The organism is Streptomyces luteosporeus, assembly GCF_039532865.1.
In the GTDB taxonomy this organism is placed as follows: domain Bacteria; phylum Actinomycetota; class Actinomycetes; order Streptomycetales; family Streptomycetaceae; genus Streptomyces; species Streptomyces luteosporeus.
The window spans coordinates 73,298-86,490 of record NZ_BAAASL010000016.1 but is presented as its reverse complement, the minus strand read 5'-3'; the positions used below and the strand labels follow the sequence as shown (position 1 = coordinate 86,490).

The window sequence follows — 13,193 nt, the reverse complement described above, 5'->3', positions numbered from 1 at the left end:
TCGGGCTTCGGGCAATTACGCAACAATGGTGTTGTGAAATACGCGGGCGAGGCACCGGAGGCTCCCGCGGCCGGCCAGGCCGCCGGGCCGGCCGCCGCCGTGCCCGGGCCCGCCCCTGCGCGCGACGCGCGCGACCGCGACGAGCAGCGCGGCACCCGCAACCGCGTGGCCCGCTCCATCCTCGATCACGGCCCCTCCACCGCCGCCGAGCTGGCCGAGCGCCTGGAGCTCACCCAGGCGGCCGTGCGCCGGCACCTGGACACCCTGGTCGCCGAGGGGATCGTCGAGCCCCGTGAGAAGCGGGTCTACGGGGCCCGCGGCCGCGGCCGCCCCGCCAAGGTCTTCGCGCTCACCGACTGCGGCCGGGACGCCTTCGACCAGGCCTACGACCAGCTCGCCCGGGACGCCCTGCACTGGATCGCCCGGGCCGCCGGCGGCGGCGAGGCCGGGGAGGCCGCGGTCGCGGCGTTCGCCCGGGCCCGCATGGCCGCGCAGGCCGAGGCGTACCGGGAGCGGGTGCAGGCCGCGCCCCCCGAGGAGCGCACCGAGGCCCTCGCCCGGGCATTGACCGCGGACGGGTACGCTGCTACGGCGCGCAGCGCACCGGTCGGCGAACAGCTCTGCCAGCACCACTGCCCGGTCGCCCACGTAGCCGAGCAGTTCCCGCAGCTGTGCGAGGCGGAGACCGAGGTCTTCTCCCGCCTGCTCGGGACCCATGTGCAACGTCTCGCCACCATCGCCCACGGCGACGGTGTGTGCACGACGTTCATCCCCAAGACGATCAACACCGCATCCACCAGCACGGCCGGGAGGAACCCCGCATGACTCTCCCCACGGAGACTGCCCACCCTGAGCTCGAGGGCCTGGGCACCTACGAATACGGCTGGGCCGACTCCGACGTGGCCGGTGCCGCCGCCCGGCGCGGCCTCAACGAGGACGTCGTCCGCGACATCTCGGCCAAGAAGTCCGAGCCCGAGTGGATGCTCAAGCTCCGTCTGAAGGGCCTCAAGCTCTTCGGCAAGAAGCCCATGCCGACCTGGGGCTCCGACCTCTCCGGCATCGACTTCGACAACATCAAGTACTTCGTGCGCTCCACCGAGAAGGCCGCGGCCTCCTGGGAGGAGCTGCCCGAGGACATCAAGAACACCTACGACAAGCTGGGCATCCCCGAGGCGGAGAAGCAGCGCCTGGTCGCCGGTGTCGCCGCGCAGTACGAGTCCGAGGTCGTCTACCACCAGATCCGCGAGGACCTGGAGCAGCAGGGCGTCATCTTCCTGGACACCGACACCGCCCTGAAGGAGCACCCCGAGCTCTTCCAGGAGTACTTCGGCACGGTGATCCCGGCCGGTGACAACAAGTTCGCCGCGCTGAACACCGCCGTGTGGTCCGGCGGCTCCTTCATCTACGTCCCGCCGGGCGTCCACGTCGATATCCCGCTGCAGGCCTACTTCCGCATCAACACGGAGAACATGGGCCAGTTCGAGCGGACGCTGATCATCGTCGACGAGAACGCCTACGTGCACTACGTCGAGGGCTGCACCGCCCCGATCTACTCCTCCGACTCGCTGCACAGCGCCGTGGTGGAGATCATCGTCAAGAAGGGCGGCCGCTGCCGCTACACGACGATCCAGAACTGGTCGAACAACGTCTACAACCTGGTCACCAAGCGCGCCGTGGCCTACGAGGGCGCGACCATGGAGTGGGTCGACGGCAACATCGGCTCCAAGGTGACCATGAAGTACCCGGCCGTCTACCTGATGGGCGAGCACGCCAAGGGCGAGACGCTCTCCATCGCCTTCTCCGGCCAGGGCCAGCACCAGGACGCCGGCGCCAAGATGGTCCACATGGCGCCCAACACCTCCTCCAACATCGTCTCCAAGTCGGTGGCCCGGGGCGGCGGCCGCACCTCCTACCGCGGTCTGATCGAGATCGCCGAGGGCGCCCACGGCGCGAAGTCCAACGTGCTGTGCGACGCGCTGCTGGTCGACACGATCTCCCGGTCGGACACCTACCCCTACGTCGACGTCCGCGAGGACGACGTCTCCATGGGCCACGAGGCGACCGTCTCCAAGGTCAGTGAGGACCAGCTCTTCTACCTGATGAGCCGCGGCCTGTCCGAGGACGAGGCCATGGCGATGATCGTGCGCGGCTTCGTCGAGCCGATCGCCCGCGAGCTCCCCATGGAGTACGCGCTGGAGCTCAACCGGCTGATCGAGCTGCAGATGGAAGGCTCGGTCGGCTGACGCCACCGCCCCTTTCCACACGACGCAGCGAAAACTTTGTGACAGGAAGAGAGCACGACGACAGCCATGGCTGACAACACTCCCGTCGGCAGCACCACCGACGGCGCCATCCAGGTGGGCGGGGCCGAGCAGCCCATCGAATCCCGCTTCTCCGCCCTCGCCTCCTACGACGTCGCCGACTTCCCCGTGCCGCACGGCCGGGAGGAGGAGTGGCGCTTCACCCCGCTCGCGCGCCTGCGCGGCCTGCACGACGGCACCGCGGTCGCCGACGGCGCCGGGGTCAAGGTCGAGGTGAGCGCCCCCCAGGGCGTGACCGTGGAGACCGTCGGCCGCGACGACGCCCGCCTCGGGCGCGCCGGCAAGCCCGTCGACCGGGTCGTCGCCCAGGCGTACAGCTCCTTCGAGAAGGCCTCGGTCGTCACCGTCCCCAAGGACGTGCAGCTGACCGAGCCGGTGCGCATCTCCGCGCACGGCGAGGGCGGGGTCGCCTTCGGCCACCTGCAGGTCGAGGTCGGCGCCTTCGCCGAGGCCGTCGTCGTCATCGACCACACCGGTGACGCCACCCTGGCCGCCAACGTCGAGTACGTCATCGGCGACGGCGCCAAGCTCACCGTCGTCTCCGTCCAGGACTGGGCCGACACCGCCGTCCACGTCGCCCAGCACACCGCGCTGGTCGGCCGCGACGCCTCGTTCAAGTCCGTGATCGTCACCTTCGGCGGCGACCTGGTGCGCCTGCACCCGCGGGTCGTCTACGGCGCCCCCGGCGGCGAGGCCGAGCTGTACGGCCTGTACTTCACCGACAACGGTCAGCACCAGGAGCACCGCCTCTTCGTCGACCACGACACCCCGCACTGCCGCAGCAACGTCGTCTTCAAGGGCGCGCTGCAGGGCAAGGACGCGCACGCGGTGTGGATCGGCGACGTCCTCATCCGCGCCGCGGCCGAGGGCACCGACACCTACGAGCTCAACCGCAACCTCGTCCTCACCGACGGCGCCCGCGTCGACTCGGTCCCCAACCTGGAGATCGAGACCGGCGAGATCGTCGGCGCCGGCCACGCCTCGGCCACCGGCCGCTTCGACGACGAGCAGCTGTTCTACCTGATGGCCCGCGGCATCCCCGAGCAGGAGGCCCGCCGCCTGGTCGTGCGCGGCTTCTTCGCCGAGCTCGTCCAGCAGATCGGCATCCCCGAGCTGGAGGAGCGCCTGATCGCGAAGATCGAGGAAGAGCTGGAGGCGTCGGTCGCATGAGCGAGTTCGTGAAGGTGGCCTCCCTGGCCGAGCTGGAGGAGGACACCCCCAAGCGGGTCGAGGTCGACGGCACCCCGGTGTCGCTCGTGCGCACCGAGGGCGAGGTGTTCGCGATCAACGACATCTGCTCGCACGCCAACGTCTCGCTCTCCGAGGGCGAGGTCGAGAACTGCCACATCGAGTGCTGGCTGCACGGCTCCAGCTTCGACCTGCGCACCGGCAAGCCCGACTGCCTCCCCGCGACGCAGCCCGTCCCCGTATACCCCGTCAAGATCGAAGGGGACGACGTGCTCGTCTCCGTCACCCAGGAGTCCTGAGTTCCCCATGGCAACGCTTGAGATCCACGACCTGCACGTCTCCGTCGAGGCCGAGAACGGCTCCCGGGAGATCCTCAAGGGCGTCGACCTGACCGTGAAGCAGGGCGAGACCCACGCCATCATGGGCCCCAACGGCTCCGGCAAGTCGACCCTGGCCTACTCGCTGGCCGGCCACCCCAAGTACACGATCACCGGTGGCACCGTCACCCTCGACGGCGAGGACGTCCTGGAGATGTCCGTCGACGAGCGGGCCCGCGCCGGCGTCTTCCTCGCCATGCAGTACCCGGTCGAGGTCCCCGGCGTCTCGGTCTCCAACTTCCTGCGCACCTCCGCCACCGCCGTCCGCGGCGAGGCCCCCAAGCTGCGCACCTGGGTGAAGGAGGTCAAGGAGGCCATGGAGCGTCTCCAGATGGACCCCGCCTTCGCCGAGCGCAACGTCAACGAGGGCTTCTCCGGCGGCGAGAAGAAGCGCCACGAGATCCTCCAGCTGGAGCTGCTCAAGCCGAAGCTGGCGATCCTCGACGAGACCGACTCCGGCCTGGACGTCGACGCCCTGCGCATCGTCTCCGAGGGCGTCAACCGGGTGCGCGAGACCGGCGAGGTCGGCACCCTGCTGATCACCCACTACACGCGCATCCTGCGCTACATCAAGCCCGACTTCGTGCACGTCTTCGCGGGCGGCCGCATCGTCGAGTCCGGCGGCGCCGAGCTCGCCGACAAGCTGGAGAACGAGGGCTACGAGGCGTACGTGAAGGGTGGCGTCACGGCGTGACCATTCAGCTGCCGGGTCTCCTCGACACCGACGCGATCCGCAAGGACTTCCCGATCCTGGACCGGATCGTCCACGACGGGAAGAAGCTCGTCTACCTGGACAACGCGGCCACCTCCCAGAAGCCGCGCCAGGTGCTCGACGTGCTCAACGAGCACTACGAGCGGCACAACGCCAACGTCCACCGCGGCGTGCACGTGCTCGCCGAGGAGGCCACGGCGCTGTACGAGGGCGCCCGTGACAAGATCGCGGCGTTCATCAACGCGCCGAGCCGCGACGAGGTGATCTTCACCAAGAACGCCTCCGAGTCGCTCAACCTCGTGGCGAACATGCTGGCCTGGGCCGACGAGCCCTACCGCGTGGACCACGAGACCGAGATCGTCATCACGGAGATGGAGCACCACTCCAACATCGTGCCCTGGCAGCTGCTCGCGCAGCGCTCGGGCGCGAAGCTGAAGTGGTTCGGCCTCACCGACGACGGCCGCCTCGACCTGTCGAACATCGACGAGATCATCACCGAGAAGACCAAGGTCGTCTCCTTCGTGCTGGTCTCCAACATCCTCGGCACCCTCAACCCCGTCGAGGCCATAGTCCGGCGGGCCCAGGAGGTCGGCGCGCTCGTCGTCGTCGACGCCTCCCAGGCCGCTCCCCACATGCCGCTGGACGTCCAGGCCCTGCAGGCCGACTTCGTGGCCTTCACCGGCCACAAGATGTGCGGCCCCGACGGCATCGGCGTCCTGTGGGGCCGCCAGGAGCTGCTGGAGGACCTGCCGCCCTTCCTCGGCGGCGGCGAGATGATCGAGACCGTCTCGATGCACTCCTCCACCTACGCCCCGGCACCCCACAAGTTCGAGGCCGGTACGCCCCCGATCGCCCAGGCCGTCGGCCTCGGCGCCGCGGTGGACTACCTCACCTCGATCGGCATGGAGAACATCGCCCGGCACGAGCACGCCATCACCGAGTACGCGATCCGCCGCCTGCAGGAGGTGCCGGACCTGCGCATCATCGGCCCCACCACGGCCGAGGACCGCGGCGCGGCCGTCTCCTTCACGCTCGGCGACATCCACCCGCACGACGTCGGCCAGGTTCTCGACGAGCAGGGCATCGCCGTGCGCGTCGGCCACCACTGCGCCCGCCCCGTCTGCCTGCGCTACGGAATTCCGGCGACCACGCGAGCGTCGTTCTACCTGTACTCCACGCCCGGTGAGGTCGACGCCCTCATCGAGGGCCTGGAGCACGTCCGGAACTTCTTCGGCTGACGAGGGCTGACTGTGAAGCTTGATTCGATGTACCAGGACGTCATCCTGGACCACTACAAGAATCCGCACGGGCGCGGCCTGCGGGACGGCGACGCCGAGGTCCACCACGTCAACCCCACCTGCGGCGACGAGATCACGCTGCGGGTGCGGCTCGACGGTGAGACGATCGAAGACGTCTCCTACGAGGGCCAGGGCTGCTCCATCAGCCAGGCCAGCGCCTCCGTGCTCAACGAGCTGCTGGTCGGCAAGGGCCTCGACGAGGCCCGGCGGATCCAGGAGACCTTCCTGGAGCTGATGCAGTCCAAGGGCCGCATCGAGCCGGACGACGCCATGGAGGAGGTGCTGGAGGACGCCATCGCGTTCGCCGGCGTCTCCAAGTACCCCGCCCGGGTCAAGTGCGCCCTGCTGAGCTGGATGGCGTGGAAGGACGCGACAGCGCAGGCGCTGTCCGAGAGGAAGACCGCATGAGCGACAACGCTGAGACCACGACCAAGCCGGCCACCGAGGAGGAGGTCCGCGAGGCCCTCTACGACGTCGTCGACCCCGAGCTCGGCATCGACGTCGTCAACCTGGGCCTGATCTACGGCATCCACATCGACGACGCCAACATCGCCACCCTCGACATGACGCTCACCTCCGCGGCCTGCCCGCTCACCGACGTCATCGAGGACCAGGCGAAGTCCGCCACCGACGGCATCGTCAACGAGCTGCGCATCAACTGGGTCTGGATGCCGCCGTGGGGCCCCGACAAGATCACCGACGAGGGCCGCGAGCAGCTGCGCGCGCTGGGCTTCAACGTCTGAAAGCCCCGGTCGCTCCCGCACGACGCCCGGCAGCCCGTCTCCCCGCAACCGCGAGGAGGCGGGCTGTCGCCTTTTCTACGGGTTCCCCGTGTACAGCAGCCTGTTCGGGGTGCCCGGCTTGAGGTCGGTGACCGTGTCCTTCGTGGACTGTGCGAGCAGCCAGTTGATGACCGCCGACGAGGTCGCCGAGGGGTTCCGCGCCTTGTACAGGGCCGCCACGCCCGTCGTGAAGGGCGTCGCCTGGGAGGTGCCGCTCTTGACGGTCGAGCCGCCGCCCACGCGGTCGGAGACGATGTCCTCGCCCGGCGCCATGATGCGGGCGCAGGGGCCGTAGCTGGTGAAGTCCGTCATCTGGTCCATGCGGTTGGTCGCCCCCACCGCAAGGGCCGTCAGCGCCGCGCCGGGGGAGTGGGTGCAGGCGCTGTCGTTGCTGTTGCCGGCCGCGACCAGCGGCGGTACGCCCCTGGAGGCGACGTTGTCGACGGCGGAGTCCATGCTGCGCGACAGCGGCCCGACCAGGGAGGCGTTGAGGACGGAGGCGGCCGGCGCGTTGGTGGCCACCCAGTCCAGCCCGGAGAGGATGCCCGACGTGGTGCCCCGGCCCTGGCAGTCCAGCACCCGGACACTGACCAGCGTCGCCCGCCGCGCCACGCCGTACGTCGCACCGCCCACGACACCGGCCACATGGGTGCCGTGGCCGCTGCCGGAGGGGCAGTCGCTCGCGTCGCCGCCCTGGGAGACCAGGTCGGCGCCCCGGTGGGCGCGGCCGCCGAAGTCCGGGTGGGAGTAGTCGATCCCGGTGTCCAGGATGAAGGCGGTGGCGCCCTCGCCGGTGGCACTCACGTCGAACCGGCCGTTCAGCGGCAGCGAGCGCTGGTCGATCCGGTCCAGGCCCCAGGAGTCGGTCGGGGCCCGGGCGCCGGCCGTGGCGGGCCCGTCCGCCTCGGCGAAGACCGCGTCCTCCTCCACCGCCTCGACGTCCGGCGAGCTGCGCACCGCCTCCAGTTGCTGGGGCGTCAGCGTGGCGGCGAATCCGGTCAGGGAGTGGGTGTAGACGCGGTCGGGCACCACGCCCAGCGCGGCGGACAGGGTCCTGGGGCTGGAGCCCTTGCGCAGGGTCACGATGTAGTGCCCGGGCACCCGCTGGCCCGCGGTGCGTTCCAGCGGCGCCAGGTGCGCGGCCCGCCCGGGTTCGGGGTCGGAGGCGGTGGCCGGGTAGATGGCGAGGTGCACGGTCAGCGCGGCGGACAGGGACAGGGCTGCGATCAGACGGCGTCTGAGCGGTGTCATGCTGTTTTCCGTTCAGGGGGCTGGTGCGGCGGGGACCATTCGTACGGGTCGTACGGGTCGGGCGGTCCCCGGGCCGGGAGCGTTGTCCCGGGGGCCGCCCTCCCTATGGATATGTCGACTATTTCGGGAGTGCGACGCGGGCGGGGCCGTCCGGCTGGCGCCGTGCGCCATCCGCGTGACACGAGCGGCGGCCGGGCGGCCAGCGCACCGCGGAGTGGCCGGTTCGCCTTCGGCGGGCCCGTCCGGTTAGGTTTTCGCACATGACCGATGCTGTTGCTCCCCGTACCACCACCGGCGCCGTCGCCGCCGGCCTCGCCACCGTCGCCGCGGACGGCACCGTCCTCGACACCTGGTTCCCGGCCCCCGAGCTGACCGAGGCCCCCGGCCCGGCCGGCACCGAGGTGCTCGACGCAGCGCGCGCCGCCGAGCTGCTGGGCGAGGCCGCCGTCAAGGCCGTCGGCCCGGACGCCCGCCGGGGCGTCGACGTGGTGGCCGTCCGCACGGTCATCGCCTCCCTGGACGACAAGCCGCTCGACACGCACGACGTCTACCTGCGCCTGCACCTGCTCTCGCACCGCCTGGTCAAGCCGCACGGCCAGAACCTGGACGGCATCTTCGGGCTGCTCGCCAACGTCGCCTGGACCTCGCTCGGCCCCGTCCCGGTCGACCAGGTGGACCGCGCCCGCCTGAACGCCCGCGCCGAGGGCCTGCACCTGCAGGTCACCAGCGTCGACAAGTTCCCGCGGATGACCGACTACGTCACGCCCTCCGGCGTGCGCATCGCCGACGCCGACCGCGTCCGCCTCGGCGCGCACCTGGGCGCCGGCACCACCGTCATGCACGAGGGCTTCGTCAACTTCAACGCCGGCACCCTGGGCACCTCCATGGTCGAGGGCCGCATCAGCGCGGGCGTCGTCGTCGGCGACGGCTCCGACATCGGCGGCGGCGCCTCCACCATGGGCACCCTCTCCGGCGGCGGCAAGCAGATCATCTCCATCGGCGAGCGCTGCCTGCTGGGTGCCGAGTCCGGCATCGGCATCGCGCTCGGCGACGACTGCGTCGTCGAGGCCGGCCTGTACGTCACCGCCGGCACCCGCGTCTCCCTGCCCGACGGCGAGGTCGTCAAGGCCCTCACCCTCTCCGGCGCCAGCAACATCCTCTTCCGCCGCAACTCCACCACGGGCGCCGTCGAGGCCCACCCGTACAAGAGCAGCTGGGGCGGCCTGAACGAGATGCTGCACAGCAACGACTGACGCGGACGGGCAGCACGAAGCGGCCGTACGGCGGGAGCCCTCCCGCCGTACGGCCGCTTCGTTGTTCAGCAGGTCACGGCGTGAAGCGCAGCACCTGGGGGTCGTGGTCGCTGGCCTGGTCGGCGAACTCGGCGTTGATGTGGACGATGTCGTAGTCGACGCGGCCCACGCGGCGGCTGGTCAGGATGTGGTCCAGGACCTGGGAGTTGCCCTGGTAGACGTAGCCGTAGCGCTCCTTGCGGGGCAGGCGGGTGACCTGGTCGGTCAGGACGCCGCCGGCGGTCAGGGCGCCCAGGGCCGGGGAGAACTGGTAGTCGTTGAGGTCGCCGGCGACGACCACCTCGGCGTTGCGGTCGGCAGCGAGCAGCTGCTTGACGAAGCCGTTGACGAGCCGCGCCTGCCGGGTGCGCTGCACCTCGGAGGTGCGGGCCGGGGGCTGGAAGCGGCTGTCGAGGCCCTGGTCGCCGCCCTTGGAGTTGAAGTGGTTGGCGACGACGAAGACGTCCTTGCCGCGGAAGGAGAACTGGCCCACCAGCGGCTTGCGGCTGTTGGTCCATGCGGTGTCACCCGGCTCGATGCGGCCGGGGGAGGCGGACAGGACGGCCTTGCCGCCGGCGCGGGTGACCTTCACGGCCGTGGTGGAGTCCCCGCCGGGGATGTCCTTGAAGGAGACGCGGGCGGGGTTGAAGAGGAAGGCGGTACGGATGTTGCCGCCCGGCTGGCCGCCGTCCTGGCCGTCGACCGGGTCGATCTGCCGCCACTGGTAGGCCGGGCCGCCCGCCGCCTTGATGGCGTCGGTGAGCCTGGTCAGCGTCTGCGTGGCGTCGACGACGTGGTCGTTGGCCGGACCGCTGTTGTCCTGGACCTCCTCCAGCGCCACGACGTCGGGCGAGGCGAGGTTGTTCACCAGGGCCGTCGCCAGGCGGTCGAACTTCGCCTGCGGGGTCTTCGGGGAGAGGTTCTCCACGTTGTACGTGGCCACGGCGAGCTCGCCGTCCTTCTGCTTGCGCGTGGTCTCCCGCTGCAGCTTGCGGTCGGTGAGGGTGCCCAGCGCGGTGGCCTGGAGGGTGTAGCCGCCGAAGTTGTCGTAGTCCAGCGGGCCCGTGGTGGTGCCGGTCAGCTCGTCGCCGACGTTCGCCACGGGGAAGGGGCGCTGGGCGAAGGGGATGAGCGAGGCGACCTTGACGCGGCCGGCGTTGGGGTCGGTGTACGAGCCGTAGAGGGTGCCGCCGCGGGCCGTGCGGTTGTGGCAGGGCTCGGCGGTGACCCACAGCTCGTGGTGGTCGTTGGTGGCGCCGGTGACGAGCGCGTCGCGCACCTCGACGCGCATGCCCTCCAGGGACTCGTAGCGGTCCAGGGCGTAGCGGGCCGGGCGCAGCGGGAGGTTCTCGATGGAGCCGCCGTGGGCGTCCGGGGCGTACCGGTCCGGGAGGGTGGCGGGGCTCAGCACGACGGGCGCCGGCAGGACGTTGCCGGAGGAGGTGACACTGACGGCGGCCTTGGTGATCTGGGTCACCGACTGGCCGCCCGCGGCCTCGCCGCCGGGGTAGTACTCGGTGACGGTGCCGGAGACCAGCACCGCGTCGCCGACGGCGACGGTCGGGGTGGTGGAGCCGGTGAAGACGAACACGGCCTCGCTGGTGGCCTCGTCGCGGTCGGGCTGCGGGTCCTGGACCCAGAAGCCGCGCGAGGAGCCGAAGGCGCGGACGGCGGTGACGATGCCGGGGACGCCGGTGACCTGGCGGCCGGCGAACGGCGAGATGCGGGTGGTGCCCTGGATGTCGTGGATGCGGGTGCCGGCGGGGGCGGAGTCGGCGCTCGCGGCGTTCGCGCTCACGGGGGAGAGCAGCCCGGCGGCGAGCGCCCCGGCTATGAGGGAGCCGACGGTCGCGGTGCGTCTGGTCAGGGTGCGGCGGTTGCGGCTGGGCAGCACGAGGTCCTCCGGGTGGGAGTGGTCGGAACGGCGCTGGTCGGGCGCCGGCCATGCGTCGGCCAGGGGTGGGGCGTGCTCGGGTGCGATCAGGCGCTGGTCAGGGCCCTGACAACGGCATGCGTCGGGGCCCCTGCCGCCGATTGATCACGGATGGTGCGGGTCTGGCCAAAAATAGTGCGAGGTGATTACTAGCCGTTGTGGGGTCGACACGCAATCTACGCGCGTCAATTTCCGGTGCGGACGGGTCAGTTGTCAAGGGTTTCGCCGGCAACCGGCCGCCGGTCGCCCGACCCGGCGCGCGGGGCGGAACGCGGCCGGATCCTATCGGGGCCCGGTGACGGCCCGGTGAACGACAGGTGGGACACCGGCGCCGTCTAGGCTTGGCCACGGCACCGGGGCCGAACACGCAGCGGATCCCGGCCCACGACAGTGAACCCGGCCCGGCCCGGTGCGGCCGCCCGACGAGGAGTTGACCCCCCTGATGTCCGCAGAGCGCCCGACCATGCCGCCGGTGCGGCTGCCCTCCGACGCGGAGCTCGCCCGCGACGCGCTCAGCGCGCCGCTGTTCGCCCGCGCGGCCCGCCTCGCCCGCTGGGCCGGCGAGGGCACCCCGGTCGGCCGCGACGGCGAACTCCTCGCCGGCCAACTGCACACCGCCGCCTGTCTCCTCGGCCTCGACGACGAGAACGGCACCGGGTACACCGCCGAGGCGTGGCAGCTGGCCCTGGACACCGGCCTGGTGGAGTTCACCGAGGACCCCGACGCCGAGCAGGCCCTGGAGGCCGCCGACGCCACCGGCGACGAGCCCGCCGGCACCGCCGCCGCCGGCGAGGAACTCGCCACGCTCACCTCCGGCAGCCCCCAGGACGTGCTGGAGCTGTGGCTCGGCGGCCTGGAGACCGTCCTGGCCGACGCCGCCGCCCCCGACCTGGCCGACCTCGTCGACCAGCTCACCGGCTCCGCCGAGGACGGCGACCTCGACCTCGACGCCCTCGACTGGAACCCCGAGGAGGAGGCCGACTTCCTCGACGGCGTCCTCGGCAACCTCTACCTGCTCACCGCGCTCGAACAGGGCTCGCCCGAGCGGCCCGTGCCGCTGCCCGCGCTCGCCGCGTCCATGATCGTGCCGGACGACATGGACGAGCCCACGGACGAGGTCCTGGAGGAGGTCTCCGAGGCGATGATGCGCCTGGACGACCAGTTCCGGATCCTGGAGCCCACCGGCATCGTCCACTACCGGCCCGTCGACGAGTCCCTCATCGAGGTCGTCGACGGCGAGGGCCACATCAAGGAGTCCGTCGACGGCATCCCCTCCGACCTGCCCGAGGACGAGGACGTCAGCCGCTACGGCATGGTCGCCCTCACCCCCCTCGGCCTGTTCGCCGTGCGCGCGCGCATGCTCGACGCCGGCATCGACGCGCCCGCCGTCGGCGACCTCGCCGAGGCCGGCGCCGACGAACTGCTCGCCGCCCTTCCGCACCACCCCCGGGGCGCCGCACACGCCGAGGCCCGCCTGTGGCTGGAGCGCCGCGGCGACCTTGACGCGGCCCGCGAACTGCTCGCCGCCGCCCGCGGCGACGACCCGGAGAGCCCCGGTCGCCGACTGGCCTGCCAGCAGGTGCTCGCACTCGCCGGCCCCGAGGCCGAACCCGCCCTGCGCGAGGCCGTCACCGACCCGCACCTCGGCGGACTGGCCCGGGTCTGGCTCGCCGAGCGCGGCATCACCGACGTCCCCGAGCCGGACGCGGCGACGGTCCTGTGGCTGACCGTCGACACGATCGCCGCCCAGCTCGACTCGGCCACGACCGAGGAGGACGAGGAGGACCTCCGCGAGCTCGCCGAGAGCGTGGTGAGCCGGCACGGCGGCTTCTTCGACGCGGCGTGGAAGGTGGACCACCCGGCGACCGGCGACGTCCTGGAGGCGATGGGCCGGCTGCTGGCCGACAAGACGGCGGCCAAGCAGGCCCGCAAGGCGGCCTTCAAGGCCCGCTCGCGCGCGTAGCGCCCCGTAAGGGGCGCGGGGAACTGCGCGACAAGCCACGACGTGGCCGCAGACGAAGTGCCGTGCTTCAGTGGCA

Annotated in this window: 12 protein-coding genes; 10 read left to right on the top strand and 2 right to left on the bottom strand. The window is 71.4% G+C overall.

Annotated features, from left to right (window positions below):
- Window positions 1–33 precede the first annotated feature (33 nt).
- From ABD361_RS21195 to ABD361_RS21160, 8 genes are all read left to right on the top strand, one after another.
- Window positions 34–825 carry a helix-turn-helix transcriptional regulator gene (locus ABD361_RS21195; RefSeq protein ID WP_344437010.1) on the top strand — a complete coding sequence of 264 codons (792 nt, stop codon included), beginning with the start codon at window positions 34–36 and terminating at the stop codon, window positions 823–825.
- Window positions 822–2,243, top strand: a complete 1,422-nt coding sequence (sufB, locus tag ABD361_RS21190; protein ID WP_344437008.1) for a Fe-S cluster assembly protein SufB — start codon at window positions 822–824, stop codon at window positions 2,241–2,243. The genes ABD361_RS21195 and sufB overlap by 4 nt, the downstream gene beginning before the upstream one ends.
- A gap of 66 nt (window positions 2,244–2,309) precedes the next feature.
- Window positions 2,310–3,491, top strand: a complete 1,182-nt coding sequence (sufD, locus tag ABD361_RS21185; protein ID WP_344437007.1) for a Fe-S cluster assembly protein SufD — start codon at window positions 2,310–2,312, stop codon at window positions 3,489–3,491.
- Window positions 3,488–3,808, top strand: coding sequence for a non-heme iron oxygenase ferredoxin subunit (locus tag ABD361_RS21180; protein WP_344437005.1), 321 nt, complete (start codon window positions 3,488–3,490; stop codon window positions 3,806–3,808). The genes sufD and ABD361_RS21180 overlap by 4 nt, the downstream gene beginning before the upstream one ends.
- Window positions 3,809–3,815: 7 nt before the next feature.
- Window positions 3,816–4,580 (top strand): Fe-S cluster assembly ATPase SufC, encoded by a 765-nt coding sequence (sufC, locus tag ABD361_RS21175; RefSeq protein WP_344437003.1) that lies wholly within the window; start codon window positions 3,816–3,818, stop codon window positions 4,578–4,580.
- A 2-nt stretch (window positions 4,581–4,582) separates the two neighbouring features.
- Window positions 4,583–5,836: a cysteine desulfurase gene (locus ABD361_RS21170; protein ID WP_425583282.1), complete on the top strand. Its 1,254-nt coding sequence runs from the start codon at window positions 4,583–4,585 to the stop codon at window positions 5,834–5,836.
- A gap of 12 nt (window positions 5,837–5,848) precedes the next feature.
- Window positions 5,849–6,304, top strand: coding sequence for a Fe-S cluster assembly sulfur transfer protein SufU (gene sufU, locus ABD361_RS21165; RefSeq protein WP_344437000.1), 456 nt, complete (start codon window positions 5,849–5,851; stop codon window positions 6,302–6,304).
- Window positions 6,301–6,639: a metal-sulfur cluster assembly factor gene (locus ABD361_RS21160; protein WP_344436998.1), complete on the top strand. Its 339-nt coding sequence runs from the start codon at window positions 6,301–6,303 to the stop codon at window positions 6,637–6,639. The genes sufU and ABD361_RS21160 overlap by 4 nt, the downstream gene beginning before the upstream one ends.
- Window positions 6,640–6,714: 75 nt before the next feature.
- On the opposite strand, the gene ABD361_RS21155 is transcribed toward ABD361_RS21160, so the two are convergent.
- Window positions 6,715–7,929, bottom strand: a complete 1,215-nt coding sequence (locus tag ABD361_RS21155; RefSeq protein WP_344436997.1) for a S8 family peptidase — start codon at window positions 7,927–7,929, stop codon at window positions 6,715–6,717.
- A gap of 260 nt (window positions 7,930–8,189) precedes the next feature.
- Between ABD361_RS21155 and dapD the strand changes: the two genes are divergently transcribed.
- Window positions 8,190–9,182, top strand: coding sequence for a 2,3,4,5-tetrahydropyridine-2,6-dicarboxylate N-succinyltransferase (dapD, locus tag ABD361_RS21150; protein ID WP_344436996.1), 993 nt, complete (start codon window positions 8,190–8,192; stop codon window positions 9,180–9,182).
- 73 nt (window positions 9,183–9,255) lie between these two features.
- Here dapD and ABD361_RS21145 read toward each other — a convergent pair whose 3' ends face one another.
- Window positions 9,256–11,112, bottom strand: coding sequence for an endonuclease/exonuclease/phosphatase family protein (locus ABD361_RS21145; protein WP_344437086.1), 1,857 nt, complete (start codon window positions 11,110–11,112; stop codon window positions 9,256–9,258).
- 484 nt (window positions 11,113–11,596) lie between these two features.
- On the opposite strand from ABD361_RS21145, the gene ABD361_RS21140 reads away from it, so the two are divergent.
- Window positions 11,597–13,117, top strand: a complete 1,521-nt coding sequence (locus ABD361_RS21140; RefSeq protein WP_344436994.1) for a hypothetical protein — start codon at window positions 11,597–11,599, stop codon at window positions 13,115–13,117.
- Window positions 13,118–13,193: the final 76 nt, after the last annotated feature.

Coding starts and splice junctions, on each gene's coding strand:
- sufC (WP_344437003.1), top strand. CDS start 3,816: ATGGCAACGCTTGAGATCCACGACCTGCACGTCTCCGTCGAGGCCGAG.
- ABD361_RS21140 (WP_344436994.1), top strand. CDS start 11,597: ATGTCCGCAGAGCGCCCGACCATGCCGCCGGTGCGGCTGCCCTCCGAC.
- dapD (WP_344436996.1), top strand. CDS start 8,190: ATGACCGATGCTGTTGCTCCCCGTACCACCACCGGCGCCGTCGCCGCC.
- ABD361_RS21180 (WP_344437005.1), top strand. CDS start 3,488: ATGAGCGAGTTCGTGAAGGTGGCCTCCCTGGCCGAGCTGGAGGAGGAC.
- sufD (WP_344437007.1), top strand. CDS start 2,310: ATGGCTGACAACACTCCCGTCGGCAGCACCACCGACGGCGCCATCCAG.
- ABD361_RS21160 (WP_344436998.1), top strand. CDS start 6,301: ATGAGCGACAACGCTGAGACCACGACCAAGCCGGCCACCGAGGAGGAG.
- sufB (WP_344437008.1), top strand. CDS start 822: ATGACTCTCCCCACGGAGACTGCCCACCCTGAGCTCGAGGGCCTGGGC.
- ABD361_RS21155 (WP_344436997.1), bottom strand. CDS start 7,929: ATGACACCGCTCAGACGCCGTCTGATCGCAGCCCTGTCCCTGTCCGCC.